Annotated in this window: 27 protein-coding genes and 1 pseudogene; 21 read left to right on the plus strand and 7 right to left on the minus strand. The window is 71.3% G+C overall.

Annotated elements, in window-relative coordinates; translation table 11 throughout:
• Positions 1-85 precede the first annotated feature (85 nt).
• Positions 86-2,152 (minus strand): AAA family ATPase, encoded by a 2,067-nt coding sequence (locus ABGB21_RS02785; RefSeq protein WP_347676223.1) that lies wholly within the window; start codon positions 2,150-2,152, stop codon positions 86-88.
• A 190-nt stretch (positions 2,153-2,342) separates the two neighbouring features.
• Between ABGB21_RS02785 and ABGB21_RS02790 the strand changes: the two genes are divergently transcribed.
• From ABGB21_RS02790 to ABGB21_RS02800, 3 genes are read left to right on the plus strand one after another with little or no spacing between them, the layout of a single operon-like run.
• Positions 2,343-2,924, plus strand: a complete 582-nt coding sequence (locus ABGB21_RS02790; protein WP_347658131.1) for a winged helix-turn-helix domain-containing protein — start codon at positions 2,343-2,345, stop codon at positions 2,922-2,924.
• 51 nt (positions 2,925-2,975) lie between these two features.
• Positions 2,976-4,382 (plus strand): MFS transporter, encoded by a 1,407-nt coding sequence (locus ABGB21_RS02795; protein WP_347658132.1) that lies wholly within the window; start codon positions 2,976-2,978, stop codon positions 4,380-4,382.
• Positions 4,383-4,412: 30 nt separating this feature from the next.
• A complete protein-coding gene (locus tag ABGB21_RS02800; protein ID WP_347676378.1) occupies positions 4,413-5,264 on the plus strand; it encodes a menaquinone biosynthesis protein in 852 nt (283 codons plus the stop codon).
• Positions 5,265-5,328: 64 nt separating this feature from the next.
• On the opposite strand, the gene ABGB21_RS02805 is transcribed toward ABGB21_RS02800, so the two are convergent.
• Both ABGB21_RS02805 and ABGB21_RS02810 read right to left on the minus strand, forming a co-directional pair.
• Positions 5,329-6,264 (minus strand): hypothetical protein, encoded by a 936-nt coding sequence (locus tag ABGB21_RS02805; protein ID WP_347676225.1) that lies wholly within the window; start codon positions 6,262-6,264, stop codon positions 5,329-5,331.
• Positions 6,264-7,271, minus strand: a complete 1,008-nt coding sequence (locus ABGB21_RS02810) for a hypothetical protein (protein WP_347658134.1) — start codon at positions 7,269-7,271, stop codon at positions 6,264-6,266. Before ABGB21_RS02810 ends, ABGB21_RS02805 begins: the two co-directional genes overlap by 1 nt.
• A gap of 402 nt (positions 7,272-7,673) precedes the next feature.
• Here ABGB21_RS02810 and paaA point away from each other — a divergent pair, with 402 nt between their 5' ends.
• Genes paaA through paaE form a run of 5 tightly spaced genes read left to right on the plus strand, consistent with a single transcriptional unit; the run spans position 7,674 to position 11,470 of the window.
• Positions 7,674-8,759: a 1,2-phenylacetyl-CoA epoxidase subunit PaaA gene (paaA, locus tag ABGB21_RS02815; protein WP_347676227.1), complete on the plus strand. Its 1,086-nt coding sequence runs from the start codon at positions 7,674-7,676 to the stop codon at positions 8,757-8,759.
• Between the two features lie 14 nt (positions 8,760-8,773).
• Positions 8,774-9,076: a 1,2-phenylacetyl-CoA epoxidase subunit PaaB gene (paaB, locus tag ABGB21_RS02820; RefSeq protein ID WP_347658142.1), complete on the plus strand. Its 303-nt coding sequence runs from the start codon at positions 8,774-8,776 to the stop codon at positions 9,074-9,076.
• A 53-nt stretch (positions 9,077-9,129) separates the two neighbouring features.
• Positions 9,130-9,843, plus strand: coding sequence for a 1,2-phenylacetyl-CoA epoxidase subunit PaaC (paaC, locus tag ABGB21_RS02825; RefSeq protein WP_347658143.1), 714 nt, complete (start codon positions 9,130-9,132; stop codon positions 9,841-9,843).
• A 41-nt stretch (positions 9,844-9,884) separates the two neighbouring features.
• Positions 9,885-10,364, plus strand: coding sequence for a 1,2-phenylacetyl-CoA epoxidase subunit PaaD (paaD, locus tag ABGB21_RS02830; protein WP_347658144.1), 480 nt, complete (start codon positions 9,885-9,887; stop codon positions 10,362-10,364).
• Positions 10,361-11,470 (plus strand): 1,2-phenylacetyl-CoA epoxidase subunit PaaE, encoded by a 1,110-nt coding sequence (gene paaE / locus ABGB21_RS02835; RefSeq protein WP_347676229.1) that lies wholly within the window; start codon positions 10,361-10,363, stop codon positions 11,468-11,470. Before paaD ends, paaE begins: the two co-directional genes overlap by 4 nt.
• Positions 11,471-11,561: 91 nt before the next feature.
• On the opposite strand, the gene ABGB21_RS02840 is transcribed toward paaE, so the two are convergent.
• Together ABGB21_RS02840 and ABGB21_RS02845 are read right to left on the minus strand one after the other, a co-directional pair.
• Complete coding sequence (locus ABGB21_RS02840) at positions 11,562-12,335, minus strand: GNAT family N-acetyltransferase (RefSeq protein WP_347658137.1); 774 nt, start codon at positions 12,333-12,335, stop codon at positions 11,562-11,564.
• 62 nt (positions 12,336-12,397) lie between these two features.
• The gene (locus ABGB21_RS02845) at positions 12,398-12,874 is read right to left on the minus strand and encodes a YcxB family protein (protein ID WP_347658138.1); all 477 of its coding nucleotides are present in this window, start codon (positions 12,872-12,874) and stop codon (positions 12,398-12,400) included.
• 104 nt (positions 12,875-12,978) lie between these two features.
• On the opposite strand from ABGB21_RS02845, the gene ABGB21_RS02850 reads away from it, so the two are divergent.
• Positions 12,979-14,238: a phospholipase D-like domain-containing protein gene (locus ABGB21_RS02850; RefSeq protein ID WP_347656472.1), complete on the plus strand. Its 1,260-nt coding sequence runs from the start codon at positions 12,979-12,981 to the stop codon at positions 14,236-14,238.
• A 357-nt stretch (positions 14,239-14,595) separates the two neighbouring features.
• Here the strand turns inward: ABGB21_RS02850 and ABGB21_RS02855 are convergent, their stop codons facing one another.
• On the minus strand, positions 14,596-15,087 hold the full coding sequence (locus ABGB21_RS02855) for a hypothetical protein (RefSeq protein WP_347656474.1): 492 nt from the start codon (positions 15,085-15,087) through the stop codon (positions 14,596-14,598).
• The gene (locus ABGB21_RS02860; protein ID WP_347656476.1) at positions 15,081-15,479 is read right to left on the minus strand and encodes a hypothetical protein; all 399 of its coding nucleotides are present in this window, start codon (positions 15,477-15,479) and stop codon (positions 15,081-15,083) included. The genes ABGB21_RS02855 and ABGB21_RS02860 overlap by 7 nt, the downstream gene beginning before the upstream one ends.
• A gap of 590 nt (positions 15,480-16,069) precedes the next feature.
• Between ABGB21_RS02860 and mqnC the strand changes: the two genes are divergently transcribed.
• The 12 genes and pseudogenes from mqnC to nuoF all read left to right on the plus strand — a co-directional run bounded on the left by mqnC (position 16,070) and on the right by nuoF (position 26,624).
• A complete protein-coding gene (gene mqnC / locus ABGB21_RS02865; protein WP_347656478.1) occupies positions 16,070-17,269 on the plus strand; it encodes a cyclic dehypoxanthinyl futalosine synthase in 1,200 nt (399 codons plus the stop codon).
• 312 nt (positions 17,270-17,581) lie between these two features.
• Positions 17,582-17,848, plus strand: a complete 267-nt coding sequence (locus ABGB21_RS02870; protein ID WP_347676231.1) for a hypothetical protein — start codon at positions 17,582-17,584, stop codon at positions 17,846-17,848.
• Positions 17,845-18,093: pseudogene (locus ABGB21_RS02875) on the plus strand (LPXTG cell wall anchor domain-containing protein); the annotation flags it as partial. The gene ABGB21_RS02870 and the pseudogene ABGB21_RS02875, both read left to right, overlap by 4 nt.
• 109 nt (positions 18,094-18,202) lie before the next feature.
• A complete protein-coding gene (locus tag ABGB21_RS02880; protein ID WP_347656482.1) occupies positions 18,203-18,913 on the plus strand; it encodes a demethylmenaquinone methyltransferase in 711 nt (236 codons plus the stop codon).
• A 135-nt stretch (positions 18,914-19,048) separates the two neighbouring features.
• Positions 19,049-19,666, plus strand: coding sequence for a hypothetical protein (locus ABGB21_RS02885; RefSeq protein WP_347676233.1), 618 nt, complete (start codon positions 19,049-19,051; stop codon positions 19,664-19,666).
• A gap of 221 nt (positions 19,667-19,887) precedes the next feature.
• Positions 19,888-21,165: a geranylgeranyl reductase family protein gene (locus tag ABGB21_RS02890; RefSeq protein WP_347676235.1), complete on the plus strand. Its 1,278-nt coding sequence runs from the start codon at positions 19,888-19,890 to the stop codon at positions 21,163-21,165.
• A gap of 122 nt (positions 21,166-21,287) precedes the next feature.
• Positions 21,288-21,653: an NADH-quinone oxidoreductase subunit A gene (locus ABGB21_RS02895; protein WP_196200262.1), complete on the plus strand. Its 366-nt coding sequence runs from the start codon at positions 21,288-21,290 to the stop codon at positions 21,651-21,653.
• 13 nt (positions 21,654-21,666) lie between these two features.
• Positions 21,667-22,341 carry an NADH-quinone oxidoreductase subunit B family protein gene (locus ABGB21_RS02900; RefSeq protein ID WP_347656488.1) on the plus strand — a complete coding sequence of 225 codons (675 nt, stop codon included), beginning with the start codon at positions 21,667-21,669 and terminating at the stop codon, positions 22,339-22,341.
• A complete protein-coding gene (locus ABGB21_RS02905) occupies positions 22,338-23,102 on the plus strand; it encodes an NADH-quinone oxidoreductase subunit C (protein ID WP_347656490.1) in 765 nt (254 codons plus the stop codon). The genes ABGB21_RS02900 and ABGB21_RS02905 overlap by 4 nt, the downstream gene beginning before the upstream one ends.
• Positions 23,099-24,433 (plus strand): NADH-quinone oxidoreductase subunit D, encoded by a 1,335-nt coding sequence (locus tag ABGB21_RS02910; RefSeq protein WP_347656492.1) that lies wholly within the window; start codon positions 23,099-23,101, stop codon positions 24,431-24,433. The genes ABGB21_RS02905 and ABGB21_RS02910 overlap by 4 nt, the downstream gene beginning before the upstream one ends.
• The gene (gene nuoE / locus ABGB21_RS02915) at positions 24,433-25,308 is read left to right on the plus strand and encodes an NADH-quinone oxidoreductase subunit NuoE (protein ID WP_347676237.1); all 876 of its coding nucleotides are present in this window, start codon (positions 24,433-24,435) and stop codon (positions 25,306-25,308) included. The genes ABGB21_RS02910 and nuoE overlap by 1 nt, the downstream gene beginning before the upstream one ends.
• Positions 25,305-26,624, plus strand: coding sequence for an NADH-quinone oxidoreductase subunit NuoF (nuoF, locus tag ABGB21_RS02920; RefSeq protein ID WP_347656496.1), 1,320 nt, complete (start codon positions 25,305-25,307; stop codon positions 26,622-26,624). Before nuoE ends, nuoF begins: the two co-directional genes overlap by 4 nt.
• The last annotated feature ends 5 nt before the right edge of the window (positions 26,625-26,629 follow it).

Raw genomic sequence — 26,629 nt, forward strand, 5'->3', positions numbered from 1 at the left:
TACCGAGCCGCCATCCCGGCCGCCGCCCCGTCGACCCGTCGGCCTCGGCCTCCGTCGCCCCCGGGCCGCCGCCCCGCCGCCGGTCTCAGCCGAGGGGCGCGGGCAGCGGGGCGCTGTGCAGCACGGCGAGTCGGGACACGGCCCGGGTCAGCACCACGTAGAGGCGGTGCAGGCCGCGGGGCTCCGCCGCGACGATCCGGGCCGGCTCGACGACGATCACATGGTCGTACTCCAGGCCCTTGACCAGGGTGGCCGGCACGACCGAGACCCGCGTCCCGGCCTCGACCTCGTCGGCGGTCGCGGTCGGCACCCCGGCGTCGGCGAGCGCCGCGCGGAGCCGGTCAACGTCGTCGTCCGCGGCGATCACCGCGACCGAGCCGTCGTGCGCCAGCGCCGCCCGCACCTCGGCGACCGTCGCCATCGGCAGGTCCTCGACGGTACGGATGTCGAGCGCGCCGTCGCGGCGCAGCGACTCGGCCGGCGGTACGTCGACCGCGAGCACCGGCAGCAGCCGGTTGGCGAACGCGACCACCACGGCCGGTACCCGGAACCCCATGGTCAACGGCACCACCGAGGCGTCCGGCTTGCCCAGGTGGCGCAGCGACTCCCGCCAGTCGGAGGCGGCCCACGGCGCGGTGCCCTGGGCCAGGTCACCGAGCAGGGTCAGCGAGCCGTGCTCGCTGCGTCGGGCGATCGCCCGGCACTGCATCGGGGAGAGGTCCTGCGCCTCGTCGACCACCACGTGCCCGAAGCTGGGCAGCCGGTCGATCAGGCCGGCGGCCTCGTCGACAAGTACGGCGTCCGCCGCGCTCCACCTCGCCGCCTTCGGGGTGCGCGGCGGCTTCGGCCAGGTCAGCGCCGCCTGCTCGGTCTCGGTGAGCAGCCCGGCGGCGGCCTCCGCCAGCGCCTGCGGGTCGGCGAGCAGCCGGTGCACCAGCCCGTCCGGGGTGACCGCCGGCCAACAGCGGTCGAGGAACTCGGTGACCGGCTTCGACCGGCCCATCCGGCGCAGCCAGCCGTCGCCGGGTGAGTCGCCCCGGCGGGCCTCGGCCTGGCGTTGCAGCAGCCCGACGACCCGGGCCCGGACCCGTTCCCGGCCGGTGGCGTACGGCAGGTCCTCCCGGCGGGCTTCGGCGACCACCCGGCGCAGCGCCTCGGCGGTGATCCGCCACCGGTACGACCCGTCGGAGACGGTGATCGGGTCCTCGGGATCGCGGACCAGCCCGGCGAGCGCCCGGCGCAGCACCTCGGCCATCCGGGGGTCGTGTTTCACCACCGTGGTCTCCGGCGGGTCGATCCCCCGGACCGCGAGGGGGGTACCGGTGGCGGTGCCGTCCGGCCGGTACGTCGCCGAGGTCACCAGGTCCTCGACGGTCGCCTGGGTCACCTCGACCTCGCCGAGGGCGGGCAGGACCGCGGAGATGTACGACAGGAACGCCCGGTTCGGTCCGACGACCAGTACGCCGGAGCGGCGCAGCCGTTCCCGGTGCAGGTAGAGCAGGTACGCGGCCCGGTGCAGCCCGACCGCCGTCTTCCCGGTCCCGGGCGCCCCCTGGACGCAGATCGAGTCGGCCAGCTCGGCCCGGACCAGTTCGTCCTGCTCGGGTTGGATGGTGGCGACGATGTCCCGCATCGGCCCGACCCGGGGGCGTTCGATCTCGGCGGTGAGAATCCGGCTGCTGGTGCCGTACTCCTCACCCCGGTCGAGGTGCTCGTCCTCGAAGCTGGTCAGTTCCCCGGTCTGGAAGCCGAACCGGCGCCGGGTGCGTACGCCCTGTGGGTCGCGGGCGCTGGCCCGGTAGAACGACCGGGAGATCGGGGCCCGCCAGTCGAGCACCATGGGTTCGCCGAGTTCGTCGGTGACGTGTCGCCGGCCGATGTGGTAGTCGCCGTCGGCGAAGTCGAGGCGGCCGAAGAAGAGCGGGGTGGTCGGGTCGTCGGCGAGTTCGGCGACCCGGCGGGCGAGCGTGGTGCCGAGGGTCTCGGCGGCGTACGCGTCACCGGCGACGCCGTCGCCGGAGCGGAACAGCGCCTCGGCGTGTTCCCGCATCCGGCGCAGCGCGGCCCGGGAGGCGGTCAGGTGGGCCCGCTCGGCGGCGAGGTCGGTGGTGAGGTCGGGCGCGGGGTCGGTGGCGAGGTCGGGCACGGTCATCGAACTTCCTCGGGTACGACGATCTGCTCTGCTCGCGTGTCCGTCGGGCTGGATGGCCAGCCCCGGCGCGGGGACGTCCGCTGCGGTGCGTGCTCACCGCGGCCGTCGGCAGGGCCGGTAAGCGTACGCCGGAACCGGCCGGCCGGCGAGTGGTTTAGGTCGGTCCGGGCTGGCGCGGGATCATGGGGGCATGACTGAGCAGCCCGTGGAGCAGCGTTCGTTGGTGATCAGCGATCCGCAGGTGATGCGGGCGCTGGCGCATCCGGCCCGGGTCGAGATCATGGAGCATCTGAGTTCCACCGACACCGCGATCACCGCCACCGAGTGTGCCGAGATCGTCGGGTTGTCGCCCAGCGCCACCAGCTACCACCTCCGGGAGCTGGCCAGATTTGGCCTGGTCGAGCAGGCGCCCAGCCGGGGTGACGCCCGGGAGCGGCTGTGGCGTAGCAGCGTGCGCTCGTTCGGGGTGGAGGCCGGGCCGGATTCGTCACAGGAGGCGCGCGCCGCCCAGGAGACCCTGATAGAGGTGTACGCCGCCCGGGACTACCAGCGGATCCGGGCGTGGGCACGGCGGCTCGGGGACGAGTCGAAGGAGTGGTACGACGCCACCGCGTACGGCGGGTCGGTGCTGATGCTGACCGCCGAGGAGCTGACCACGTTGAATGCGGCGGTACGGGAGCTGATGAAGCCGTACCGGCGTCGTGACCGTACCGAGCCGCCTGAGGGTGCCCGGCCGGTGGCGGCCCACTACATGGCGATGCCGATCGACTGACTCCCGACGCCGGGGCTTGCCCGGGTGGTTATGAAGGATTATTTTCGAAGCATGTCCTTCACGACTGCCGGCGTTGACCTGCCTGCCTCCCGGTGGACCGACGTCCACCTGGCCGCCGGCGCCCGGGCCTTCTCCACCTGCGGGGACTACCTCGCCGCCACCTCCCTGGCCCTCGCCCTCCAGTCGGCCGGCGCCGGCGGACTCGCGGTCTCCGGGGTGATGCTCGCCGCGACCCTCCCGCTGGTGCTGCTCGCCCCGCTGACCGGACGGCTCGCCGACCGGGTGGACAGCCGTCGACTGCTCATCGGGGCCGGTCTGGTGCAGGCCGCCTGCTGCGCCGTCCTCGCGTACACCGAACGGGCCGAAGTGATCATGCTGTTGGTCGCCCTGCTCGCCTGTGGGCTGGCGGTGACCCAACCGGTCCTGGCGGCGCTGCTGCCCGAGATGGTCCGCCGCGAGGACCTGCCCCGGGCCAGCGCCGTGAACCAGACCGCCGGCTTCCTGGGCCTGCTGGTCGCGCCCGGCCTGGCCGGACTGCTGGTCGGCGAGTTCGGCGTACGACTGCCGCTGCTGCTCGACGCCGCCAGCTACCTGGCCCTGGTCGGGGCGGGGCTGCTGCTGCGTACCCGTCGGGGAGGGCGACGGTCGACGGCCGTGGGCCGCGTCGCGGCCGGCACCGGGTCGACGGCCGCGACCGGAGCGACCCCGCCCGGTCGCGGCGACGTCGGAGAGTCCGCCGGCCCGGGGTGGCGGCTGCGGCACGATCCGCTGCTCTGGACCATGGTGCTCGCCATCGCCGCCACGGTCGCCGGAGTCGGTGCGGTCAACGTGATCGACGTCTTCTACGTACGCGAGACCCTGGCCGCCTCCACCACGACGTACGGCCTGGTGAGCATGGCCTGGACCGCCGGCATGCTGGCCGGGTCGTGGCTGCTGGCCGGCGCCGCCGGCCGGCTGCCCGACGATGCCGCCCGGGTCTGGAGCGTGCTGGCCATGCTCGGCCTGGCCTGCCTGGCGGTGCTGTTCGGCGCCACGGTTCCCACGGCCGGGTGGCTGATCCCGCTCTGGCTGCTCGGCGGGGTGGCCAACGGCGGCCTCAACGTGTTCAGCAACCTGCTGATGGTCGACCGGGTGCCGGCGACGGTACGCGGACGCGCCTTCGCCACCCAGAGCGCGGCGATCCAGGGCGCCGGCATGCTCGGGTACCTGGTCGGCGGTCTGCTGCTCACCCGGTTCGCGCCGCGTCCGCTGGTCGCGGTGACCGCGCTGGCCGGCCTGGCCGTGGTCGCCGCCGTGGTCCCGGTGGTGCTCCGGGCGGTCCGGACCGAGTCGATCCGGCGACCGGGTCCGAAGCCCGGCGCGGCACCGGAGCCGGAGCCCGCTGGCGCGGTACCGAAGCCCGGCGCGGCACCGGAGCCGGGTGGTGCGGCACCCGCCACTTCCGTGCCGGTCGGCTGAGCGGGCGTCCGATTCGAGGTCTACCGTCTGATCATGACCGAGCTACGGCGACCCCGGGTAGGACATATCCAGTTCCTCAACTGTCTGCCGATCTACTGGGGCCTGATGCGCTCCGGCGCGCTGATCGACGTCGACCTGCACAAGGACTCGCCGGAGCGGCTCAGTGCCCAGCTGGTCGCCGGTGACCTCGACATCGGGCCGATCACGCTGGTCGAATACCTCAAGCACGCCGACGAGCTGCTGCTCCTGCCCGACCTGGCGGTCGGCAGCGACGGGCCGGTGCTCTCGGTGAACGTGGTCTCCACCCGCCCGCTCGCCGAGCTGGACGGCGCCAAGGTCGCGCTCGGCTCGACCTCCCGGACCGGCGTGATGCTGGCCCGGCTGATGCTCGCCGAGAAGTACGGGGTCACGCCGGAGTATTTCAGCTGCCCGCCCGACCTGACCACCATGCTGCTCGAGGCCGACGCCGGTGTGCTGATCGGCGACGTGGCCCTGCGGGCCCTCCACGAGGCGCCGGGCCGGGGACTGGAGGTCACCGACCTGGGGCAGGCGTGGCGGGACTGGACCGGCCTGCCGATGGTCTTCGCCGTCTGGGCGGTACGCCGCGACTTCGCCACCGACCACCCGGGCCTGGTCAAGGACGTGCACGAGGCGTTCCTCCGGTCCCGTGACCTCTGCCTGGCCGAGTTGGACGAGGTCGCCGAGGCGGCGGCCCGGTGGGAGACGTTCGACGCGGCGACGCTGGCGACGTACTTCCGGACGCTGGACTTCTCGCTCGGCGAGCGGCAGGTGGCGGGACTGCGGGAGTTCGCCCGCCGGGCCGCCGCACTGGCCGACCTGCCCACCCTGCCGGCCGACGGCCCGGCGTTTTTCGTCGGCTGATCGTGGCCGGAACGGATGGGCCCCTCCCTGTTGCTTCGGGCAGGGATGGGCCCTTCCTGCCGGCTCAGTCCGTACGGAGTTGGGCGGCGACCTCTTCGCAGATCTTCGCGCCGTACGTGTAGCCGAGGTTGATGTCGTAGCGGGTCTCCACCGCCATGGTCCAGCCGTCGCCGACGGCCAGGCAGTTGACGGTGTACTTCTGCTCGGGGGTCCGGTCGACCCAGCCGTTCTTGATCGCGATGGTCTTCTGCACCTGCGGCGGGAACGCCTTGCGGATGCCGAAGTTGCCGACGCCGCGGACCGCCCGCATCTCGTCGAGCAGCCAGTTGGTCCACTTCGGCCCGGCGGCCCGGCCGTCGGCGATGCAGGCGCCCATCCGGGCCGCGTCCCGGGCCGAGAGCGCGGTACGACTCCAGCCGCCGTCCGGGGCGGGACTGCTGTCGGTCAGGTCGCAGGTGCTGATCAGGCGCCGGATCGACGCCGTACCGCCGTTGACCTTGTAGAGGTCCGAGGCGGCGTTGTTGTCGCTGTCCCGGATCATGATGGAGACCTCGTCCAACCGGGCGTCGCTCGGGGTCTGGCCCTGCTCGGCGGCGCGGCGCAGGTAGTCCGCGCCGATCCACGCCTTGATCATGGAGGCGGTCGGGTTGGTCTCGTCCATGTTGTCCGAGCCGGTGACCGTGCCGGTCCGGGTGTCCAGCAACGCCCAGTTCCACCAGCCGTCGGTGTCGACGTCGACGTCGGTCGGCGCCACCGGCAGCGGCGGCAGGCTCGGGCTCGGCGTCGGCGTCGGCTGCTCCGACGGTCCGGCGGTCGCGCCTGGGCCACCGGTCGGCTCACCCCACCGGGCGGCGGCGTTGCTGGCGAGCGGGGATCCCGGCAGGAGCCGGAGGGCGACCAGTACCAGCACCAGCAGGACGCCGCTGATCAGGCCCAGCCGGAGCAGGGTTCGGCGGTTGGAGTCGGGCGCGGACGTACCGCGTCGCTGGTCGCTGGACATCAGGAGGGTCTCCCACCGGGCTTGGCCGCCGCGTTGTCGATCGGCGGAGGAATCTTGAGTACGGCGCCCGGACGCGGCGTCACCAGTTGGCTGGCGACGCTGGCGCAGATCTTCGCGCCGTAGTCGAGGCTCTTGTTCGCCGGATAGCGGGTCAGCACCGACAGCACCCAGTCGCCCGAGATCGCGAGGCAGTTCAGGTGCCACTTCCAGTCGGCCCCGATCCGGGTCCAGCCGTTCTTGATGGCCACGCCCTTGGCGAGCTCTGGCGGGAGGCCGTCGATGATGCCCCAGCGGCCACCGCCCCGGCCCGCCTTCTGGTCCTTGGCGGCGGTGCTACCGCGTACCTTGGTCATCTCGTTCAGTACCCACGTGGTCCACTTCTTGCCGGCGGCGGTGCCGTCCTTGATGCACTCTCCCATCCGGACGGCGTCCCGAGCGGACATCTGGGTGTAACTCCACCAGACGGTCCTCGCCTTCGGCGGGACCACCGCTCTGGTGTCGGTGAGTCCGCACATCTTGATCAGCCGCTCGATCACCGGGGCCCGGCCGCCCTGGTTGAAGAGCACCTCGGCGGCCCGGTCGTCGCTGTCCCGGATCGCGTGGCTGGCCGCCTTGAGCATCGGTTCCGCCGGTTTCCGGTTGCCGAGCCGGCGCAGGTAGTCCGAGACGATCCAGACCTTGATCATCGACTCGGTCGAGTTGGTCGCGGTCATGTTCCGGGCGCCGGAGATCTTGCCGCTGTGCCGGTCCAGCAGGGCCCAGGAGAAGAAGCCGTCCACGCCTGGTACGGACACCGGCCCGGCGGCGAGTTCGGGGGCGGGCGGCGCGGCCGGGGTGATCCCGGTCGGGGCGCTCTTCTCCTGCTGCTGCTCGGGCGGCGGGGTGATGGCCTCGGTGGCCTCCGGGATGGCCTCCTGGTTCGGTGGCGGGCTGACCCTGGCGTACACCACCGGGACGAGCAGCAGCCCGCCGAGTACGGCAGCGGCCAGCGTGACCACCAGGGGCATACGGGAGCGCATGAGAAATACGGGCTCCAAGCGTGAGGGCGGGGGCCGGCTGTCCGGGGCGTCGGAGGTCCCGTCGGATCGCGCCGATGCGTCCGCAGGCCCCGCACCCAGTGGTGCTCCGCGCCCCCGTACCACCGGGGGAAACGGCTGTACGGGACGGGAAAAGCTTACGTCGCCCGGGGCGGTTCGCCAGGTGGCGCGCTCGTGAAATTGTTGTGAGGTGCCCTGGAATAGAAGGCTATTCGGCATTAGGTCCGGAAAAGTGGCGGCTGCTGTGACCGGGGTCATCGCTCCGTCGGCGGTCAGTCGCTCCCGTCGTACCGGCCGGCACCGCCGCCTCGCTCGGCGGCAGTTCTGTTACACGTCTTGGTATCCGGCTAGTTGAGCTGTAACACTTATTCTGTGTACGGACATCACTTTCCCGAGCCGGACGCCCGGCCGGCCGACGGGCTGCTTGATCAGGTCGAGGCGGCCGAGGCGGCGCTGCGGGCCGCCGCGGCCCGGGGGCGTCCCGACGTCGCGGACGGCGCCGCGACCGACACCGATCCGCAGGCGTACTTCACCGGGCTGATCGAGGCCGACCAGAAGATCGAACCCCGGGACTGGATGCCGGACGCCTACCGCAGGACCCTGATCCGACAGATCGCCCAGCACGCCCACTCCGAGATCATCGGCATGCAGCCGGAGGGGAACTGGATCAGTCGGGCGCCGTCGCTCAAGCGCAAGGCGATCCTGCTCGCCAAGGTCCAGGACGAGGCCGGGCACGGCCTCTACCTGTACGCGGCCGCCGAGACCCTCGGGGTGACCCGGGACGAACTGGTCGACCTGCTGCTCGCGGGCCGGCAGAAGTACAGCTCGATCTTCAACTACCCGACGCTGAGCTGGGCCGACGTCGGGGCGATCGGCTGGCTGGTGGACGGGGCGGCGATCGTCAACCAGGTCCCGCTCTGCCGGTGCTCGTACGGGCCGTACGCCCGGGCGATGATCCGGGTCTGCAAGGAGGAGTCCTTCCACCAGCGACAGGGCTACGAGATCCTGCACACCCTGGCGCACGGCACCCCGGCCCAGCGGGAGATGGCCCAGGACGCGGTCGACCGCTGGTGGTACCCGTCGCTGGCGATGTTCGGCCCACCGGACGGCGATTCCACCCACTCCCAGCAGTCGATGGCCTGGAAGATCAAGCGGTTCTCCAACGACGAGCTGCGGCAGCGCTTCGTCGACATGTGCGTGCAGCAGGCCGAGGTGCTCGGACTCCGGATCCCCGACCCCGACCTGCGCTGGAACGCCGAACGGCAGGCGTACGACTTCACCCAGCCGGACTACGCCGAGCTGATGCGGGTGATCTCCGGCGACGGGCCGTGCAACCGGCAGCGCGCCGCGCACCGGAGGCGGGCCCACACCGACGGGGCGTGGGTGCGGGAGGCCGCCGAGACGTACGCGGCCAAGCAGGCGGCCCGGTCCGCCGAGCGACTGGAGGTGGCGGCGTGAGCGACCGTGGCGGCATGACCGACGGGTCGACGGACCGGCGCGGCTGGCCGCTCTGGGAGGTTTTTGTCCGACCCCGGCGCGGGCTGGCGCACAGTCACGTCGGCAGCCTGCACGCGCCGGACGCCGAGCTGGCGCTGCGCAACGCCCGGGACGTCTACACCCGCCGCCAGGAGGGAGTGTCGATCTGGGTCGTCCCGGCCGCCGTGATCACCGCCTCCAGCCCGGACGAGAAGGACGCCTTCTTCGCCCCGGCCGCCGACAAGGTCTACCGGCATCCGACGTTCTACCAGGTACCGGACGGGGCGGCGCACCTGTGAACACGTCTGTCGACAGTGCGGCCGGCACGACCGGCACCCCGGCCGGCACGACGGTGCCGCACCTGCTGGCGCTCGGCGACGACGCGTTGATCGCCGCACAACGGCTCGGGGAATGGGTTTCCGCCGCCCCGGAGCTGGAGGAGGACGTCGCACTCGCCAACATCGCCCTGGACCAGCTCGGCGCCGCCCGGCTGCTGTTGACGTACGCGGGTGAGCTGGAGGGCGCCGGCCGGGACGAGGACACGCTCGCCTACCTGCGGGGGGACCGCGACTTCCGTAACTGCCTACTGGTCGAGCTGCCGAACGGGGACTTCGCCGTCACCATCGCGAAGCTGCTCTTCCTGGCGGCGTACCAGCTGCCGCTCTACACCGCGCTGCGCGACTGCGCCGACGAGCGGCTCGCCGCGATCGCCGGCAAGGCGTGCAAGGAGGTCGCGTACCACCTCGACCACGCTCGGCTGTGGACGGTGCGGCTCGGTGACGGCACCGCCGAGTCGCACCGGCGGATGCAGGCGGCGGTGGAGGAGGTCTGGCCGTACACCCACGAGCTGTTCACCCCCGACCCGACCGCGCCGGTCGACCCGGCCGGGCTGCGGGCCGAGTTCCTGGCCACCGTCGAGCCGGTGCTGGCCGCCGCGACGCTGGACCGGCCGGCCGACGGCTGGGCGCCGGACGGCGGACGCGCCGGTCGGCACACCGAACACCTCTCCTACCTGCTCGCCGAGATGCAGGTCGTCCACCGCGCCCACCCCGGAGCCTCCTGGTGAGCGCGAGGAACGCAGTGGGTGTGGAGAAGGTGGTGACCGGGCTGAACGCCGCGCGGGCGGCGGTGGCGGCGGTGGTGGACCCGGAGCTGCGGGTGCTGACCATCGACGACCTCGGGATCCTGCGGGACGTGGCGGTCGAGCCGGAAACCGGACGGGTCACCGTGACGATCACCCCGACCTACACCGGCTGCCCGGCGATGGACGTTATCCGGGCCGACATCAGGGCCGCGCTCGCCGCCGTCGGGCACCCGGATGCCGAGGTACGCACCGTCTACGCGCCGGCCTGGAGCACCGACTGGATCTCCGAGCCCGGTCGGGCGAAGCTCGCCGCCGCCGGCATCGCCCCGCCCGGGCCGGCGTCCCGGCCGGCGGGTCCGGTGGCGCTGTCCCTGTCCGTACGCTGCCCGCGCTGCGGGACCGCCGACACCGAGCAGATCAGCCGGTTCGGTTCGACCGCCTGCAAGGCACTGTGGCGGTGCCGGGCCTGCCGGGAACCCTTCGACCACCTGAGGGCACTGTGAGCGTGACCATCACCAGACCGGTACGTCGCCGGCCGGTCTTCCACCCGCTGCCGGTCGTCGCCGTGGACCGGCTGACCGAGGACGCGGTCGCGGTCACCTTCGCGGTGCCGGTCGAACTGCGGGACGTCTTCGCCTTCCGGGCCGGCCAGCACCTCACCGTACGCCGGTTCGACGAGGAGAACCTGGAGGTGCGGCGGTCGTACTCGATCTGCTCGACCCCGGTGGAGCTGGCCGGGACCGGTCGGCTGCGGATCGGCGTGCGCGAGGTGCCGGGCGGCGCCTTCTCCCGGTTCGCGGTCAGCGCGTTGCGGGCCGGGGACACCGTCGAGGTGCTGCCGCCGCTCGGGCACTTCACCTCGGCGTTCACCCCGGACCGGGTCCGGCACTATGCGGCGGTCGTCGCCGGCTCCGGGATCACCCCGGTCCTCGCGCTGGTCGCGACCGCGCTCGCGGTCGAGCCGGCGAGCACGTTCACCCTGGTGTACGGCAACCGGCACGCCCGTACGGTGATGTTCGCCGACGAGTTGGCGGACCTGAAGGACCGGTATCCGCAGCGGCTGCACCTGCTGCACGTACTGTCCCGGGAGCAGGGCGAGTCACCGCTGCTCTCCGGCCGGATCGACGCCGACCGGCTGGGCCGGCTGCTGGACACGCTCGTACCGACCGACCGGATCGACGAGTGGTTCCTCTGTGGCCCGTACGGGATGGTGCTGGCCGCCCGGGAGGTGCTGGCCGCCCGGCAGGTGCCGGCGGAGATGGTGCACGCGGAACTGTTCCACGTGGACACCCCGCCCGCGCCGCCGGTCAGGCCGGAGGCCGGCTCGGCGGCCGGCAGTGAGGTGACGATCCGGCTGGACGGTCGGACGTCGAGTTTCCGGATGGGGCGGGACGAGCGGGTCCTCGACGCGGCGCTGAAGGTCCGCGGCGAGCTGCCGTACGCCTGCAAGGGCGGGGTCTGCTCGACCTGTCGGGCGAAGGTCGTCTCCGGCGAGGTGACGATGGCCCGCAACTACGCCCTGGAGCCGGACGAGTTGGCCGCCGGCTACGTGTTGACCTGCCAGGCCAGCCCGGTGACCGACACTCTGGAGATCGACTACGACGGCTGACTCCGGTGTGGACGGATTCCCCGGCCGGTCCCGTGGCGGAACCAACCGGTCCGGCCCGACCGTCGGAGTCGAGCCCGACCCGTCGGCGGGTCTACTCCGGGGCGGGCAGCTTGACCGCCAGGACCCGGGTGCGTACCCGGAAGCCGGCCCGGTCGTACATCCGGCGCGCCGGGTTGCCGTCGGCGACCTGGAGGCCGAGGGCCGGCAGCCCGGCGTCGCGGGTGCCGTGCAGGGTGTGGACCAGTAACGCCCGGCCCAGCCCGATGCCCTGCGCGTGCGGCGCCACCGCGAGGTTGAGGATCCAGCCGCAGACGTCGTCGGTCCACGGCACCGGGCCGGCGCAGAGGACGTGACCGGCGCTGCGCCCGTCCGGCCCCACCACCCGAGCCGAGGCGGTGACCAGCGGCGGCACCGGTTCGCCGGTCTCGTACATCACGCTGATGTACCGGGTGTCCTCGTCCCGCCAGGAGCCGTCCGGATGGTCCGGGCCGTACGCGGCGGCGCACGCGCTGGCCAGGTCGTCGTCCCAGCCGGCGGGGGCCAGGGTCCAGCCCGTCGGCAGCTCGGGAACCTCCGGCAGGTCGGCGAGGTCGTGCCGCAGGTCGGTGGCGGCCCGGTCCAGGGTGAGACCACTTGCCAGCAGGGCTGCCAGCAGGTTGTCGTCCGGAGTCTCCAGCCGGAGCCCGGCGAGGTCCCGGCGGGCCTGGTCGACGACCTCGGACAACTCCGTCCCGGGCAGCGGCCGGACGTCTTCGACGACCTGTTCCCCGTCGTCGTCCCCGAGACGCAACCGGGCGAGCGGGCGGCCGTCCACCGTGTGGAGCAGGGAGCCGGCGGGATCGTCGGGGTCGGGCTGCAACGGCATCGCCGGACCATAGCCGGGCCGGTCACCCCCCGGCCAACGGATTTGGGTACGGGTACCGGAGACTACCGGGCCAGACCCCGGTCCACGAGCAGCCGACGAAACTCCTGCCGGCCGGTCTCGTCGGTGCCGTCCTTCGGCAGCATGAGCAGATGGGTGTGTCCGAGGCGGACCAGCCACATGTCGTCGGTCTCCTGCACCCGGCGCACCGCCGACCAGACGAACTCGGACGACGAGGTCGCGGATCGGCTGGCCAGCTTCTCGTCGCTCACGGTGATGGTGATGGGTGGGGTGAGCAGCCACTTCTGCATCCGTACCGACAGCCGGGGCAGCAGCGGTCCCAGCGACAGCAGGACGAGACCGAGCACGATGAACTGGATGCCCTCGCCGGGGTCGGCCGGGTCGAGCGCGACGATCGTGCCGCCACCGAGCACGACCAACGCGGACCCCACCCAGATGACCAGCAGGTACGGACGCATCGCCCGACGGGTGGCCCGTACCCAGGCTCGCGGATCCGCGGTCACCTCGAACGTCACTGTCATCGGTCCCTACTCCTCGGGTCGGGTCAGAGCCGGGACGGATGCTAGATGAAAAAGACCTTCGAGAGCATGTTGCCTGATCGACATATCTGGACTAATAAGAGCGGATGGAGAGTCTGCGGGCACGGCGTACTCCGATCCGGGTCGTCCTGGCGGGGTGCCTGGCGGTGGGCGTGGCGGTGGGTGGACCGCCCGCCTCGGCGGCGACTCCGGCCGGCACCGCTGCCAGGGCGTTCGTCACCGCCGCCGACCCGTTCCCGGCGTACACGGTCTTCAACGTGCCGGCCGAGGACGGCACCCGGGACCGGGCGATCGAGGACGAGCTGGTCCGGCTCGCCGACGGCGTGCCGTCGGGCGGCTACGTCCGGGGGCTGATGTACAGCTGGAGTTCTCCGGTGGTGGCCGAGGCGCTGGCCCGGGCGGCGGCCCGGGGCGCGGTCGTCCGGGTGGTGCTGGACGAGACCGGCGGCGGGGTGAACACCGGCGCGGACAACGCCGCGATGCAGGTGCTCCGGGCGGCCAACCTCGACGACCTGGTGATCTGCGGCAGGACCTCGTCAACGGTGGCCGGGTCGACGGCCTGTATCGGCAACCAGAGCAACTCGATCAACCACAACAAGGTCTTCACGTTCTCGACCAGCGGCACCATGAAGCGGGTGGTCGTGGTCAGTTCGCAGAATCTGACCTTCTCCCAGAACAACCTCTTCAACACCGCGCTGGTCGTGCACGAGGACTACGAGCTGTACGACCACTTCACCGCGTACTTCAACGACATGCGGGCCCAGCGCAAGAACAACAACTACTTCAACGCCACGAACGGCTACTACAAGTCACCGACCACGGCGGTCACGGTCTACCACTCGCCCCGCTCCGACAGTGACACCCTGGCGAACCGGCTGGCCGAGGTGTCCGCGTACGAGCCGGGCTGCTCGGTGGACGTGGCGCACGCCCAGATCACCAACGCCCGCCCCGAGGTCGCCACCGAACTGCGTCGGATCGGCCGGATGGGCTGCCGGGTCCGGGTGGTGTACGGCTCGATGGGCAGCACCACGTACGCCACCCTCAACGGTCAGCCGAACATCTCGCTGAAGAAGTACCACGACGCCGAGGCCAGCAACTACGACGGCCGGGTGGTCACCGTGCACTCCAAGAACATCATCATCCGGGGCACCTTCGTCGGGGTGCCCGGGCGCAGCGTCGTCTTCACCGGTTCGCACAACATCACCGGGCCGGCGCTGCAGGACCATGACGAGACGCTGGTGAAGATCGAGCACCCGACCGTCTGGGACGACTTCCACGCCAACTTCGAGACGCTGTGGAGCCGGGCGAAGTGTGTCAACCCGGACAACGGCAGCTGTACCACCTGAGTTCGTACCCGCCAGGCAGACGCAACTTCGGGGAAGAAGTGGCATCCTCCCGCCAGGAAAGCCACTACTTCCCCGATGTAGTGCGATCTTTCCCCTGGCGGGACGGAAGCGCTGGTTCAGCAGGCCAGTACAGCATGTCGGAGTGGTGCTCGACCATGCTGATCGGCGTGCCGCGAGCCTCCGCGATGTAGTGAGGTCGTCGTCGCGGAGCCGGAGCCGGGCGAGGGGTGCGCCGTAGTCGGCGCAGAGCAGCGAGCGGCTGGGTTCGGCGGGCTCTGGCGGCACGGGCATCGGCGCACCGTCACCGCGCCGTTCGCCCTGCACCACCGGACAACTCGCCCTCTGGGTGGCGCGACCTCAGGCCGGCGTCCGGGCCGGGCACGGGCCGGAACCGGCACCGGTCCGGCAGGTGATCGGTGCCGACACGCTCGACCAGCAGTAGCGCACCCCCTTGATCTTGTTCATCGGCTCGAAGTAGGCGGCGAATCCGGTCACCCGGTGGTTGGTGGGCGACAGCCGGGCAACGCCGCCCGGCCGGGTCACGCTTGCCCGGCCGTCGGCGTCGGTGGTGGCGCGGAACAGCGCCTCGCTGTGCGCGTTGCCCGGCCCCACCACCGTCATTGCCAGCTTCACCGTGACCCCGGCGAACGGCTCGCCGTCCCGGGTCAGCCGGGCGCTGACCGTGAGCGGGGCGGCCACGTCGTCGACCTCGATCGGCGACACCTGAAGCACGGTCTCGGTGCAGCCGCCGGAACAGCCCCCGAGCGGCGTGACGAGGCCGCCGGCGAGCACCAGGGCCAGCAGCCTGGTGCCCCACCGACGGCCCGTCGCCGGCCCGCCGGTCAGCATGCCCCGCCGTCGCCGGTGTTCTCCTGCCTCGGCGCGTGCTCACCGGCGAAGGGCCAGGCGGCGTACGCCAGCAGGTCGAAGCTGTCGTCGTCCACGTCGTCTCCCGGGTCGAGCATGGTCACCACGCTCGGCCGGCCACCGGGCACTGTCACCCCGTTGCGGGGCTTCTCCGCCTGGCCGGGCCAGATCGCCAGGACGATCTCGGCCAGCGGGATGCCCCAGGTGCTGACCTCGAGCATCACCATGCTGGGCTGGCGCAGATCGTATCGATGGTAGTAGACGCTGTCATGCAACCGGGTCAGCGTCAGGTCCTGCGTGAAGAAGTCCGGCCCGACGATCTTGTCGATCCGGAGCAGCAGGTCGATGTCGAGATCGAGGTGGACGCCGGCCATCGACATGGTCGCCGCATCGAACCGGGTTCGCCGGGTCGACGAACTGGGCCAAGGTGACCTGGGGCTGGAGTTTGCGGATGTCCAGATCGGAGGTGCGGTCCGGGGGCAGCCGGACAGCCGCCGGGCGACCTGTACCGAGTCCGGTGCCGGGTCGACCGGCGGCACCTGGGCGAGCCGCGGTATCACCGCGGTACGCGGGGACGGCTGCGCGGCCCGGTCCTGCGCCGCCTCGTCCTGCGTTGCCTCGTCCGGGGTCGCCGAACCAGGTGGCGAGGTCGCGGGCCGGGGTTCGGGGCGGCCGGAGCGGGTTCGGCCCGACCCGGATCCGGTACGGCGAGTTGGCCCGGCCACCAGGAGCACGGCGACCGCGGTGGTCAGGAACGCACGGCCCATGAGCGCGTGACGGCGCATGACGACGCCGCCCCCGGGTGTCGATGGATCCGCCTCACTTTTCGGTGACGTCGATAAATGTCTACGGAGAATCGGGTATCGGACTCATGGCTGTGTTCGGCGCGGCGCGGGATCGGCGCGGGTCACACCGGCGGGGGTGAGGGTGGGTTCGGGCCGGGGCTGGGACGTAGGCTCGGATTGTGACGGTGAGCCGGGAAATCGACGACATCCTGCAACGCGGCGCGGACGGCGGACGGATCACGCCCGAGGAGGCGCTGCTCCTCTACACCGAGGCGCCCTTCCACGCCCTCGGTGAGGCGGCCGACGCGGTACGCCGGCGCCGGTACCCGGACAACATCGTTACGTACCTGATCGACCGCAACATCAACTACACAAACGTCTGCGTCACCGCCTGCAAGTTCTGCGCCTTCTTCCGGGCGCCGAAGCACAAGGAGGGCTGGACGCACCCGACCGAGGAGATCCTCCGCCGGTGCGGCGAGGCGGTCGAGCTGGGCGCGACCCAGGTGATGCTGCAGGGCGGCCACCACCCCGAGTACGGCGTCGAGTACTACGAGGAACTCTTCTCCTCGGTGAAGCGGGCGTACCCGCAGCTGGCGATCCACTCGATCGGGCCGAGCGAGATCCTGCACATGGCGAAGGTCTCCGGGGTCAGCCTGGACGAGGCGATCAGCCGGATCAAGGCCGCCGGGCTGGACTCGATCGCCGGCGCCGGCGCCGAGATGCTGCCGGACCGGCCGCGCAAGGCGATCGCCCCGTTGAAGGAGTCCGGCGCCCGATGGCTGGAGGTGATGGAACTCGCGCACCGGCAGGGCGTCGAGTCCACCGCCACCATGATGATGGGGACCGGCGAGACCAACGCCGAGCGGATCGAGCACCTGCGGATGATCCGTGACGTGCAGGACCGTACCCGGGGATTCCGGGCGTTCATCCCGTGGACGTACCAGCCGGAGAACAACCACCTCAAGGGCCGGACCCAGGCGACCACCACGGAGTACCTGCGGCTGATCGCGGTGGCCCGGCTCTTCTTCGAGACGGTGCCGCACCTGCAGGCATCCTGGCTCACCACCGGCAAGGACGTCGGCCAGCTCGCCCTGCACATGGGGGTCGACGACCTGGGTTCGATCATGCTGGAGGAGAACGTCATCTCGTCGGCCGGTGCCCGGCACCGCTCCAACCTGCACGAACTGATCTGGATGATCCGGTCCGCCGACCGGATCCCGGCCCAGCGGGACACCCTCTACCGACACCTGCGGGTGCACCACACCCCGGCCGACGACCCGACCGACGACCGGGTGGTGTCGCACTTCTCCTCGATCGCCCTGCCCGGCGGCGGGGTCGGCCGGGCGCTGCCGCTGGTCGAGGCGCAGCCGGCCAGCTGAGGATCACCGAATCCGGCCCGGTTCCGCGTCGAACGGTTGACCGGAGGCGAGCGCTGGGTGCCGGCGACGGCTGCCGGTGATCATCCGAATGGTGGATCACGCCCTGTCGATGCGAATGGAATTTCTGTCCGTTGTCCTGGGAGCCCCGGGGAAAGGGGCGCCGCGAAGCCCATTAATTCCGGACATTCCTTGAGTTCCGCCTTGTATGGCGGGCGATAACGGTTCCGTCAAGAGTGTCGCGCCTCGTCCGTGGGACGGGATAACGTCCCGGCTCGTACTTCCGATCTTTCTGCGGGGGAGAGCGTCATCTTCGTGAAGCCAGTACGTGCTGCCCTGCTCAGGGCCGGTGGCGCCGCGCTGCTCGAGGTCGGCGCCGTGGCCGTGGCCGAGGCGCCGTCGTACGCCGCCGGTGCCGGGACAGACCTGGAACTCTCGGTCGCCGGAACCCGGCTGGCCGCCAACGCTCCGGACAAGGAAGATTGGGTCAAGGTCACCAACAACGACACCGGGACCCCGGAGTCGTTGACGATCTTCGTCGACACCTCGTCACCATGGTCAGCGCCAAGGCGGCCGGGGTGACCGAGGTCGACGCGAGCGACAACTCGGACGGCTTCGCGGTCGTTGTCTCCAACGGCGCCGGCAACGGCGGTGGTGGCGGTGCCGGCGAGGGTGACGGCGGTGGCCTGCCGGTCACCGGTGTGCAGGCCGGCCTGCTCGGCGGGATCGGAGCCGCCGTGGTGCTCGCCGGAGCGCTGATGTTCGTGGCCAGCCGGCGGCGCCGGGTGGTCCTGGTGACCCCGGGCGACGAGAAGTCGGACGCCTGACGGTCGTTCCTTACCGGTCCGCGAGGACCGTTCACATAACGCACGGCATCGAGGGCGGGGTGGGTGACCACCTCGCCCTCGGTGTGTCCGGGGCTGGCAGACTCGCGACGTGACCCGTACTCCGTCTGGACGGCGCGCCAGCCTGGACAAGCAGCCGCACGAGGTCGCGGCGATGTTCGACCAGGTGGCGTCCCGGTACGACCTGACCAACACCGTCATCTCGTTCGGCCAGGACCGGCGTTGGCGTAGACTGACCCTGGCCGCCCTGGAGCTGAACCCCGGTGACCGGGTGCTCGACGTGGGCGCGGGTACCGGTGTCTCCACCGCCGAACTCGCCACCTCCGGGGCGTACGCGGTCGGCATGGACCTGTCGATCGGCATGCTCCGGGCCGGCCGACGGGTACGCCCCGAGGTGCCGCTGCTGGCCGGGGACGCGCTGCGGCTGCCCTTCCCCGACCGGTCCTTCGACGCGGTGACCATCTCGTTCGCGCTGCGTAATGTGGTCGACCCGACGGCGGCGCTGCGGGAGATGGCCCGGGTGACCCGGCCCGGCGGCCGGCTCGTGGTCTGCGAGTTCAGTACGCCGACCAACCCGGCCTTCCGGACCGTCTACCTGTCCTACCTGATGCGTTCGTTGCCGACGGTGGCCCGGGCGGTGGCCAGCAACCCCGACGCGTACGTCTACCTCGCCGAGTCGATCCGGGCCTGGCCGGACCAGGCCGGCCTGGCGGCCCGGATCGTCGACGCCGGCTGGGAGCGGGTGGCCTGGCGGAACCTGACCGGCGGGGTGGTCGCCCTGCACCGTGCCGTCCGGCCGTGACCGGAAGACGTTCTCGGATTCATCTTTCCTGGCGTCGTCACCACAGCGACTGTCGGTCGATTGTGGCCTTCCGGTGGTAAAGGTCTTTGGCCAGTTTGATCCGCATAGCCGGGTTTGACCCCGTAGGCTGCGCCCATGACGGGGGCAGACCGGCGGACCGACGGCACGGAGCCGAACGACCGCGGCGGGTCACCGGTGGGGCCGGCGACCACGGGCGCGGAAGCCGAGGCGGAGGCCGCCGAGCTGATCGCCCAGCTGCGGGAGCTGGCCGGGCCGGATCCGGCCACTGTGCGCACCGTCGTCTCCGACGTGCTCGCCGCACTGGACCGGGTCAGCGGCGGCGCGCTGCGGGAACAGTTGCCGTACGACAGCGAACTGCGCCGTGGTCGGGGTCCGGCGGCAGACGGTGGTGACCTGGACCGGGGCGCCGACATCCGTCCGGCGGCGACGACCAACGGGCATCCGGTCGAACCGCACCCGGCCCAGCCGTACCCGCCGTCGCCGCACCCGGTCGAACCGCGCCCGACCGATCCACAGCCCGGCCGTCCCGGCCCGGCGGATCCGCATCCCGAGCGCCCCGCGCCCGCCGGTCCACATCCGGTCGAGCCCCGACCCACCGATCCGCATCCGGTGGAGCCCGGGCCGACCGACCCGCATCCGGCGGAACCGGGGCCGGTCACCCCGGGTCCGCTGCGCCGTGGGCCCACCCAGCGGAGCCGGCCGCAGCAGCGCGACGGCGACGACCGCACCTGACCCGGACCGGTCGTCGCACGTGATGCCGGCCCTCCGGCGGCCACAGTGGACGACGCGACGTGACGCGGACCGAGACTGTCGGGTACGTCGGAAGGTAGCCACCACGCCTACCTCGACAGGTTAGGGTCACCTAACCGGGCGCCGACCTTGTCGCGGTCTTAGACTCCTCCCCGAAACAAGCTTGTGAAGCATTTCACGAGCGACCGGCAGGGGAGGCGCAGATGGCCGCAGTCGAACACGACGCGGATGTCATCGTCGTCGGCGCCGGTCCCGGTGGTTCCACCACCGCCTACCACCTGGCCCGGCACGGGGTCAGGGTGCTGCTGCTGGAGAAGACCGAGTTCCCCCGCGAGAAGGTCTGCGGCGACGGGCTCACCCCGCGCGCGGTCAAGCAACTCGTCAAACTCGGCATCGACACCTCGCCCGAGGCCGGCTGGCTGCGCAACCGCGGCCTGCGGGTGATCGGCGGCGGGATCCGGCTCGAACTGGACTGGCCCGACCTGGCCAGCTTCCCCAACTACGGTCTGGTCCGAACTCGACTCGACTTCGACGACCTGCTCGCCAAGCGTGCCGTCGAGGCCGGCGCGACGCTGCGCACCGGGGTCACCGTCACCGGCCCGGTCCTCGACGAGACCGGCCGGTCGATCGGGGTCACCGCCGAGGTCGGCCCGGACAAGGCCCCGGCGACGTTCCACGCGCCGCTGGTCGTCGCCGCCGACGGGGTCTCCGGGCGGCTGCCGCTCGCGCTCGGTCTGACCAAGCGGGACGACCGGCCGATGGGCGTCGCGGTCCGCCGCTACTACCGGTCGCCGGTCAAGCACCAGGACGACTACCTGGAGTCCTGGCTGGAGCTGCGCAGCCGGGAACACCCGGACAAGCTGCTGCCCGGCTACGGCTGGATCTTCGGCATGGGCGACGGCCGGGTCAACGTCGGCCTCGGCGCGCTGAACTCGTCGCCGAGCTTCGGCAAGACGAACTACCGCCGCCTGCTGACCGACTGGCTCGGCAACACCCCGGAGGACTGGGGCCTCGCCGACGAGGCGAACGCGGACGGCCCGATCCTCGGCGCCGCGCTGCCGATGGGCTTCAACCGGGTACCGCACTACACCCGGGGCGTGCTGCTGGTCGGCGACTCCGGCGGCATGGTCAACCCGTTCAACGGCGAGGGCATCGCGTACGCGATGGAGTCCGGTGAACTCGCCGCCGAGGTGGCGGTGCAGGCGCTGGCCCGACCGGTCGGCGCCGAGCGGGAACGGGCGCTGGCCGGGTACCCGACCGAACTGAAGCTGCGCTACGGCGGCTACTACCGGCTCGGCAACATCTTCGTGAAGCTGATCGGCAACCCGCAGGTCATGCGGCTCGCGACCAGGCACGGCATGCCGCATCCGACCCTGATGCGGTTCGTACTCAAGTTGATGGCCAACCTGACCGACCCGCGTGGCGGGGACGCCATGGACCGGGTCATCAACGCGATGGCAAAGGCGGCTCCGGCCGTGTAGACCGCCGCCGGACCCGCACCTCGCGGGTGTCAGCGGCACCCCGGGCAGCGTCGCCCGGAGGACTGTGAATAGTGTGAATTTGGCATTGACCGAGGGCCGGGAAGGACGAGCAGGGGAAAACGATGTCGCTCTCGCCGTACGTACCCATCATCGGGCTGTTCGCCCTCGCCGCGGGCTTCGCGCTCTTCTCCGTCGCGTCCGCGCGCCTCGCCGGCCCCCGGCGCTACAACAAGGCCAAGCTCGAAGCGTACGAGTGCGGCATCGAGCCGAGCCCGCAGCCGGTCGGCGGCGGCCGGTTCCCGATCAAGTTCTACCTGACGGCGATGCTGTTCATCGTCTTCGACATCGAGATCATCTTCCTGTATCCGTGGGCGGTCTCCTTCGACGTGCTGGGGACCTTCGCCTTCGTGGAGATGGTGCTGTTCATCGTCGCGGTCTTCGTCGCGTACGCCTACGTCTGGCGCCGCGGCGGCCTGGACTGGGACTGAGGGAGGTCGTCAGATGGGTATCGAGGAAAAACTCCCGGCCGGCATCCTGCTGACCTCGGTGGAGAAACTGGTCAACTGGTCCCGCAAGTCGTCGTTCTGGGGCGCCACCTTCGGCCTGGCCTGCTGCGCCATCGAGATGATGGCCGCCGGCGGCTCGCACTACGACATGGGTCGGTGGGGCATGGAGGTCTTCCGCGCCTCGCCCCGGCAGGCCGACCTGATGATCGTCGCCGGCCGGGTCAGCCAGAAGATGGCCCCGGTGCTCCGGCAGATCTACGACCAGATGGCGGAACCGCGCTGGGTGCTCTCGATGGGCGTCTGCGCCAGCAGCGGCGGCATGTTCAACAACTACGCCATCGTGCAGGGCGTCGACCACGTCGTACCGGTCGACATGTACCTGCCCGGCTGCCCGCCCCGGCCCGAGATGCTGATCGACGCCGTTCTCAAGCTGCGCGAGAAGATCGGCCACGAGCCGCTCGGCCCGAACGGCCGCAAGATGCTCGAGGCGCGTCGGGCCCGTGGTGACGTACCGCTGGTGGCGCCGGGCTCGATGCCCTCGTCGTACCGCAACGACAAGGCCCGGCGGGCCGAGTGGACCCGGGCCGTCGCCGAGGGCCGCGAGGAGCAGCTGCGGATCGAGAACTGGATGAAGGCGCAGAACCACCTGGTAGGGGGGTCGGGTCGGTGAGTGACTCCGGTAAGAACGGCGCCACGCCGAACCGGCCCAGCGAGCAGCCGGGCGGCGGCGTGCCGGTGGCCCGGCCGCCGGTCGGCGCGACCAGCGGCGCCCCGGCGGAGTACCCGCCGGCCAGCCGGGCCGGCCGCGGCATGTTCGGCATCCACGGCTCCGGCGACACCTCCGGCTTCGGCGGACTCGTCCGGCAGCGGGTCACCGTCGAGGACAGCCCCCGGCCGTTCGGCGGCTACTTCGACGAGGTCCACGACGCGCTGGAGGAGGCGTACCCGGGCTTCGCGGACGCGATCGAGAAGGTCGTGGTCGACCGGGGCGAGCTGACCCTGCACGTACGCCCGGAGCGGATCGCCGAGGTCTGCCAGGTGATGCGGGACGACGCCGCGCTGCGGTTCGAACTCTGCTCCTCGGTCTCCGGGGTGGACTACCTCGGCAGCGACGCCCGACGGCTGCACGTCGTCTACCAGCTGACCTCGATGACCTTCCGGCGTCAGGTCCGGCTGGAGGTCGCGGTGCCGGCCGACGCGCCGCACGTGCCGAGTGTCACCGCCGTCTACCCGACCGCCGACTGGCAGGAGCGGGAGGCCTACGACATGTTCGGCGTGGTCTTCGACGGCCACCCCAGCCTGACCCGGATCCTGATGCCGGACGACTGGGAGGGTCACCCGCAGCGCAAGGACTACCCGCTCGGCGGCGTCCCGGTCGAGTACAAGGGCGCCCAGATTCCACCGCCGGACCAGCGGAGGTCGTACCAGTGAGCAGCGCACCGAACCCGAGCTACGCCGAGTCCCGGGAGACCACCGAGGGCCGGGTCTTCACCGTCACCGGTGGGGACTGGGACCAGGTGGTCAGCGGGCACGACCCGATCAACGACGAGCGGCTCGTCGTCAACATGGGTCCGCAGCACCCGTCGACGCACGGCGTGCTCCGGCTGATCCTGGAGCTGGAGGGCGAGACCGTCCGCGAGGCGCGGGCGGTGGTCGGCTACCTGCACACCGGGATCGAGAAGAACCTCGAGTACCGCAACTGGGTGCAGGGCAGCACCTTCGTCACCCGGATGGACTACCTGTCGCCGCTGTTCAACGAGACGGCGTACGCGCTGGCGGTGGAGAAGCTGCTCGGCATCACCGACGAGGTGACCGAGCGGGCGACCACCATCCGGGTGCTGATGATGGAGCTGAACCGGATCTCCTCGCACCTGGTCTGGATCGCCACCACGGCGATGGAGCTCGGCGCGGTCAACGTCATGCTCTACGGCTTCCGCGAGCGTGAGTACGTCTTGGAGATCTTCGAGCTGATCACCGGCCTGCGGATGAACATGGCGTACGTCCGCCCGGGCGGCGTCGCGCAGGACGTCCCGGACGAGGCGATCGTCAAGATCCGCGAGTTCCTGAAGCTGCTGCCGAAGAAGCTGAAGGAATACGAGGACATGCTCTCCGGCCAGCCGATCTGGCTGGAGCGGACGCAGAACGTGGCGGTGCTGGACGTGACCGGCTGCGTGGCGCTCGGCGTCACCGGGCCGGTGCTGCGCTCCGCCGGGCTCGCCTGGGACATCCGCAAGACCATGCCGTACTGCGGCTACGAGAACTACGAGTTCGACGTGCCGACCACCGAGTCCGGTGACGTCTGGGGCCGCTACCTGGTCCGGATGGCCGAGATGCGGGAGTCGCTGAAGATCGTCGAGCAGGCGCTGGACCGGCTCCGCCCCGGCCCGATCATGGTCGCCGACAAGAAGATCTCCTGGCCGGCGCAGCTCGCCATCGGGGTCGACGGCATGGGCAACTCGCTGGAGCACGTCGCCAAGATCATGGGTCAGTCGATGGAGTCGCTGATCCACCACTTCAAGCTGGTCACCGAGGGCTTCCGGGTGCCACCGGGCCAGGTCTACGTCGGCATCGAGTCGCCCCGCGGCGAGCTGGGCGTGCACGCCGTCTCCGACGGGGGCACCCGGCCGTACCGGGTGCACTACCGCGAGCCCAGCTTCGTCAACCTGCAGGCCCTGCCGGCGATGGCCGAGGGCGGCCTGATCGCCGACGTGATCGCGGGCGGCGCGTCGCTGGACCCGGTGATGGGTGGGTGTGATCGCTAATGACCGAGACTCAGCTCAACGGCGCGTCGGCGTCCGGGCCCGGCAACGTGCCGGCGCCGCGGAGCAGTGTGGACCGTGCCGAGGACCTGGTGGAGAAGCTGTCGGAACGGGCGAAGGAGATCATCGCCCGTTATCCGGCGGACCGGTCCCGCTCGGCGCTGCTGCCGCTGCTGCACCTGGTCCAGTCCGAGGAGGGGTACGTCTCCCCGGCCGGCGTCGAGTTCTGCGCCCAGGTCCTCGGCCTGAACAAGGCGCAGGTCGGCGCGGTGGCCAGCTTCTACACCATGTACAAGCGCCGGCCCACCGGTGACTGGCTGGTCAGTGTCTGCACCAACACGATGTGCAACGTGCTCGGCGGCCAGCAGGTCTACGACACGCTCAGCGAGCACCTCGGGGTCGGGCACGACGAGACCACCCCGGACGGCAAGGTCACCCTGGAGCACGCCGAGTGTCTGGCGGCCTGCGACTACGGCCCGGTGCTGACCGTCAACTACGACTTCTTCGACCAGGTCGACCCGGACACCGCGGTCGCGCTGGTCAACGAGCTGCGGGCCGGTGGCCGGCCGCAACCGGCCCGGGGCGGTCGGCTCTGCACCCTCAAGGAGATGTCGCTGCAGCTCGCCGGCTTCGCCGACCCGCGCCCGGAGGCGGTGGCCGACGGCGCCGCCGGTGACCCGACGCTGCGCGGCCTGCGCCTGGCCCAGCAGCACGGCATCTCGGTGGCCGGCTTCGACCCGAACACCCCGATCAAGGCCCCGGCCGACAGCGCACCGGCCGAGGCGGCCGGTGCCGGGGCCAACAGGCCGGCCAGCGACCGCAAGCCCGCCGGTGACGCACCGAAGCCCCAGGAGCAGGCGCTCAAGGAGGCCAAATGAGCACCACGCCGCGCCGGGAGACGCTGGAGAAGCTGACCCCGGTCCTCACCAAGCGCTGGCTGTCGCCGGACGCCTGGCGGCTCGACGTCTACGAGCGGCTCGACGGCTACGCGGCGCTGCGCAAGGCGCTCGCCGCGCACCCGGACGACCTGATCCAGCTGGTCAAGGACTCCGGCCTGCGCGGCCGGGGAGGCGCCGGCTTCCCGACCGGTCTGAAGTGGGGCTTCATCCCGCAGGGTGACGGCAAACCTCATTATCTGGTGGTCAACGCCGACGAGGGCGAGCCGGGCACCTGCAAGGACCTGCCGTTGATGACCCACGACCCGCACTCGCTGGTCGAGGGGGTCATCATCGCGTCGTACGCGATCCGGGCCAACCGCGCCTACATCTACATCCGGGGCGAGGCGGTGCACGCCGCCCGCCGGCTGCGCAACGCGGTCGACGAGGCGTACGCCAAGGGCTACCTCGGCCGCAACATCCTCGGCTCCGGTTTCGACCTGGAGCTGGTGGTGCACAGCGGCGCCGGGGCGTACATCTGCGGCGAGGAGACGGCGCTGCTCGACTCGCTGGAGGGCTTCCGGGGTCAGCCCCGGCTCCGTCCGCCGTTCCCGGCGGTCGCCGGCCTGTACGCCTCCCCGACGGTGGTCAACAACGTCGGGACGATCGCCAGCGTGCCGTACATCGTGCTCGGTGGCGCCGCCTGGTGGAAGACCATGGGCACGGAGAAGTCCTCCGGCCCGATGATCTACTCGCTCTCCGGCCGGATCAACAACCCCGGCCAGTACGAGTGCGGCCTCGGCATCACGCTGCGGGAGCTGATCGAGCTGGCCGGTGGCATGCAGCCCGGCCACAACCTGCGGTTCTGGACACCGGGTGGCTCGTCGACCCCGCTGCTGACCGCGGACCACCTCGACGTGCCGCTGGACTTCGAGGGGGTGGCGGCGGCCGGGTCGATCCTCGGCACCACCGCCACGCAGATCTTCTCCGACCAGGACTGCCCGGTCTACGCCACCTACCGGTGGCTGGAGTTCTACCACCACGAGTCGTGCGGAAAGTGCACGCCGTGCCGGGAGGGCAACTACTGGATGGTCCGCACCTACCGGCGGATCCTGGCCGGCCAGGGCACCCACCAGGACCTGGACACCCTGCTGGACACCTGCGACAACATCCTCGGCCGCTCGTTCTGCGGTCTCGGTGACGGCGCGACCAGCCCGGTGACCTCCTCGCTGCAGTACTTCAAGCAGGACTACCTCGACTACATCGAGGGCCGGACGGCGCCGAAGCTGTCGGAGAAGACCCTGGTAGGGGCGCACTGATGCCC

The sequence above is a fragment of the Plantactinospora sp. B24E8 genome, from assembly GCF_039871735.1.
Classification (GTDB): domain Bacteria; phylum Actinomycetota; class Actinomycetes; order Mycobacteriales; family Micromonosporaceae; genus Plantactinospora.

Bases quoted from the DNA above. Each gene is read 5' to 3' on its own strand.
- ABGB21_RS02795 (WP_347658132.1), top strand. From the start codon at position 2,976: ATGTCCTTCACGACTGCCGGCGTTGACCTGCCTGCCTCCCGGTGGACC.
- ABGB21_RS02860 (WP_347656476.1), bottom strand. From the start codon at position 15,479: ATGGCCGGCGTCCACCTCGATCTCGACATCGACCTGCTGCTCCGGATC.
- paaB (WP_347658142.1), top strand. From the start codon at position 8,774: ATGACCGACGGGTCGACGGACCGGCGCGGCTGGCCGCTCTGGGAGGTT.
- ABGB21_RS02785 (WP_347676223.1), bottom strand. From the start codon at position 2,152: ATGACCGTGCCCGACCTCGCCACCGACCCCGCGCCCGACCTCACCACC.
- ABGB21_RS02845 (WP_347658138.1), bottom strand. From the start codon at position 12,874: ATGACAGTGACGTTCGAGGTGACCGCGGATCCGCGAGCCTGGGTACGG.
- ABGB21_RS02810 (WP_347658134.1), bottom strand. From the start codon at position 7,271: ATGCCCCTGGTGGTCACGCTGGCCGCTGCCGTACTCGGCGGGCTGCTG.
- ABGB21_RS02855 (WP_347656474.1), bottom strand. From the start codon at position 15,087: ATGCTGACCGGCGGGCCGGCGACGGGCCGTCGGTGGGGCACCAGGCTG.
- ABGB21_RS02890 (WP_347676235.1), top strand. From the start codon at position 19,888: ATGGCCGCAGTCGAACACGACGCGGATGTCATCGTCGTCGGCGCCGGT.
- ABGB21_RS02850 (WP_347656472.1), top strand. From the start codon at position 12,979: ATGGAGAGTCTGCGGGCACGGCGTACTCCGATCCGGGTCGTCCTGGCG.
- nuoE (WP_347676237.1), top strand. From the start codon at position 24,433: ATGACCGAGACTCAGCTCAACGGCGCGTCGGCGTCCGGGCCCGGCAAC.
- ABGB21_RS02885 (WP_347676233.1), top strand. From the start codon at position 19,049: ATGACGGGGGCAGACCGGCGGACCGACGGCACGGAGCCGAACGACCGC.
- ABGB21_RS02900 (WP_347656488.1), top strand. From the start codon at position 21,667: ATGGGTATCGAGGAAAAACTCCCGGCCGGCATCCTGCTGACCTCGGTG.
- nuoF (WP_347656496.1), top strand. From the start codon at position 25,305: ATGAGCACCACGCCGCGCCGGGAGACGCTGGAGAAGCTGACCCCGGTC.
- ABGB21_RS02840 (WP_347658137.1), bottom strand. From the start codon at position 12,335: ATGCCGTTGCAGCCCGACCCCGACGATCCCGCCGGCTCCCTGCTCCAC.
- ABGB21_RS02895 (WP_196200262.1), top strand. From the start codon at position 21,288: ATGTCGCTCTCGCCGTACGTACCCATCATCGGGCTGTTCGCCCTCGCC.
- ABGB21_RS02790 (WP_347658131.1), top strand. From the start codon at position 2,343: ATGACTGAGCAGCCCGTGGAGCAGCGTTCGTTGGTGATCAGCGATCCG.
- ABGB21_RS02805 (WP_347676225.1), bottom strand. From the start codon at position 6,264: ATGTCCAGCGACCAGCGACGCGGTACGTCCGCGCCCGACTCCAACCGC.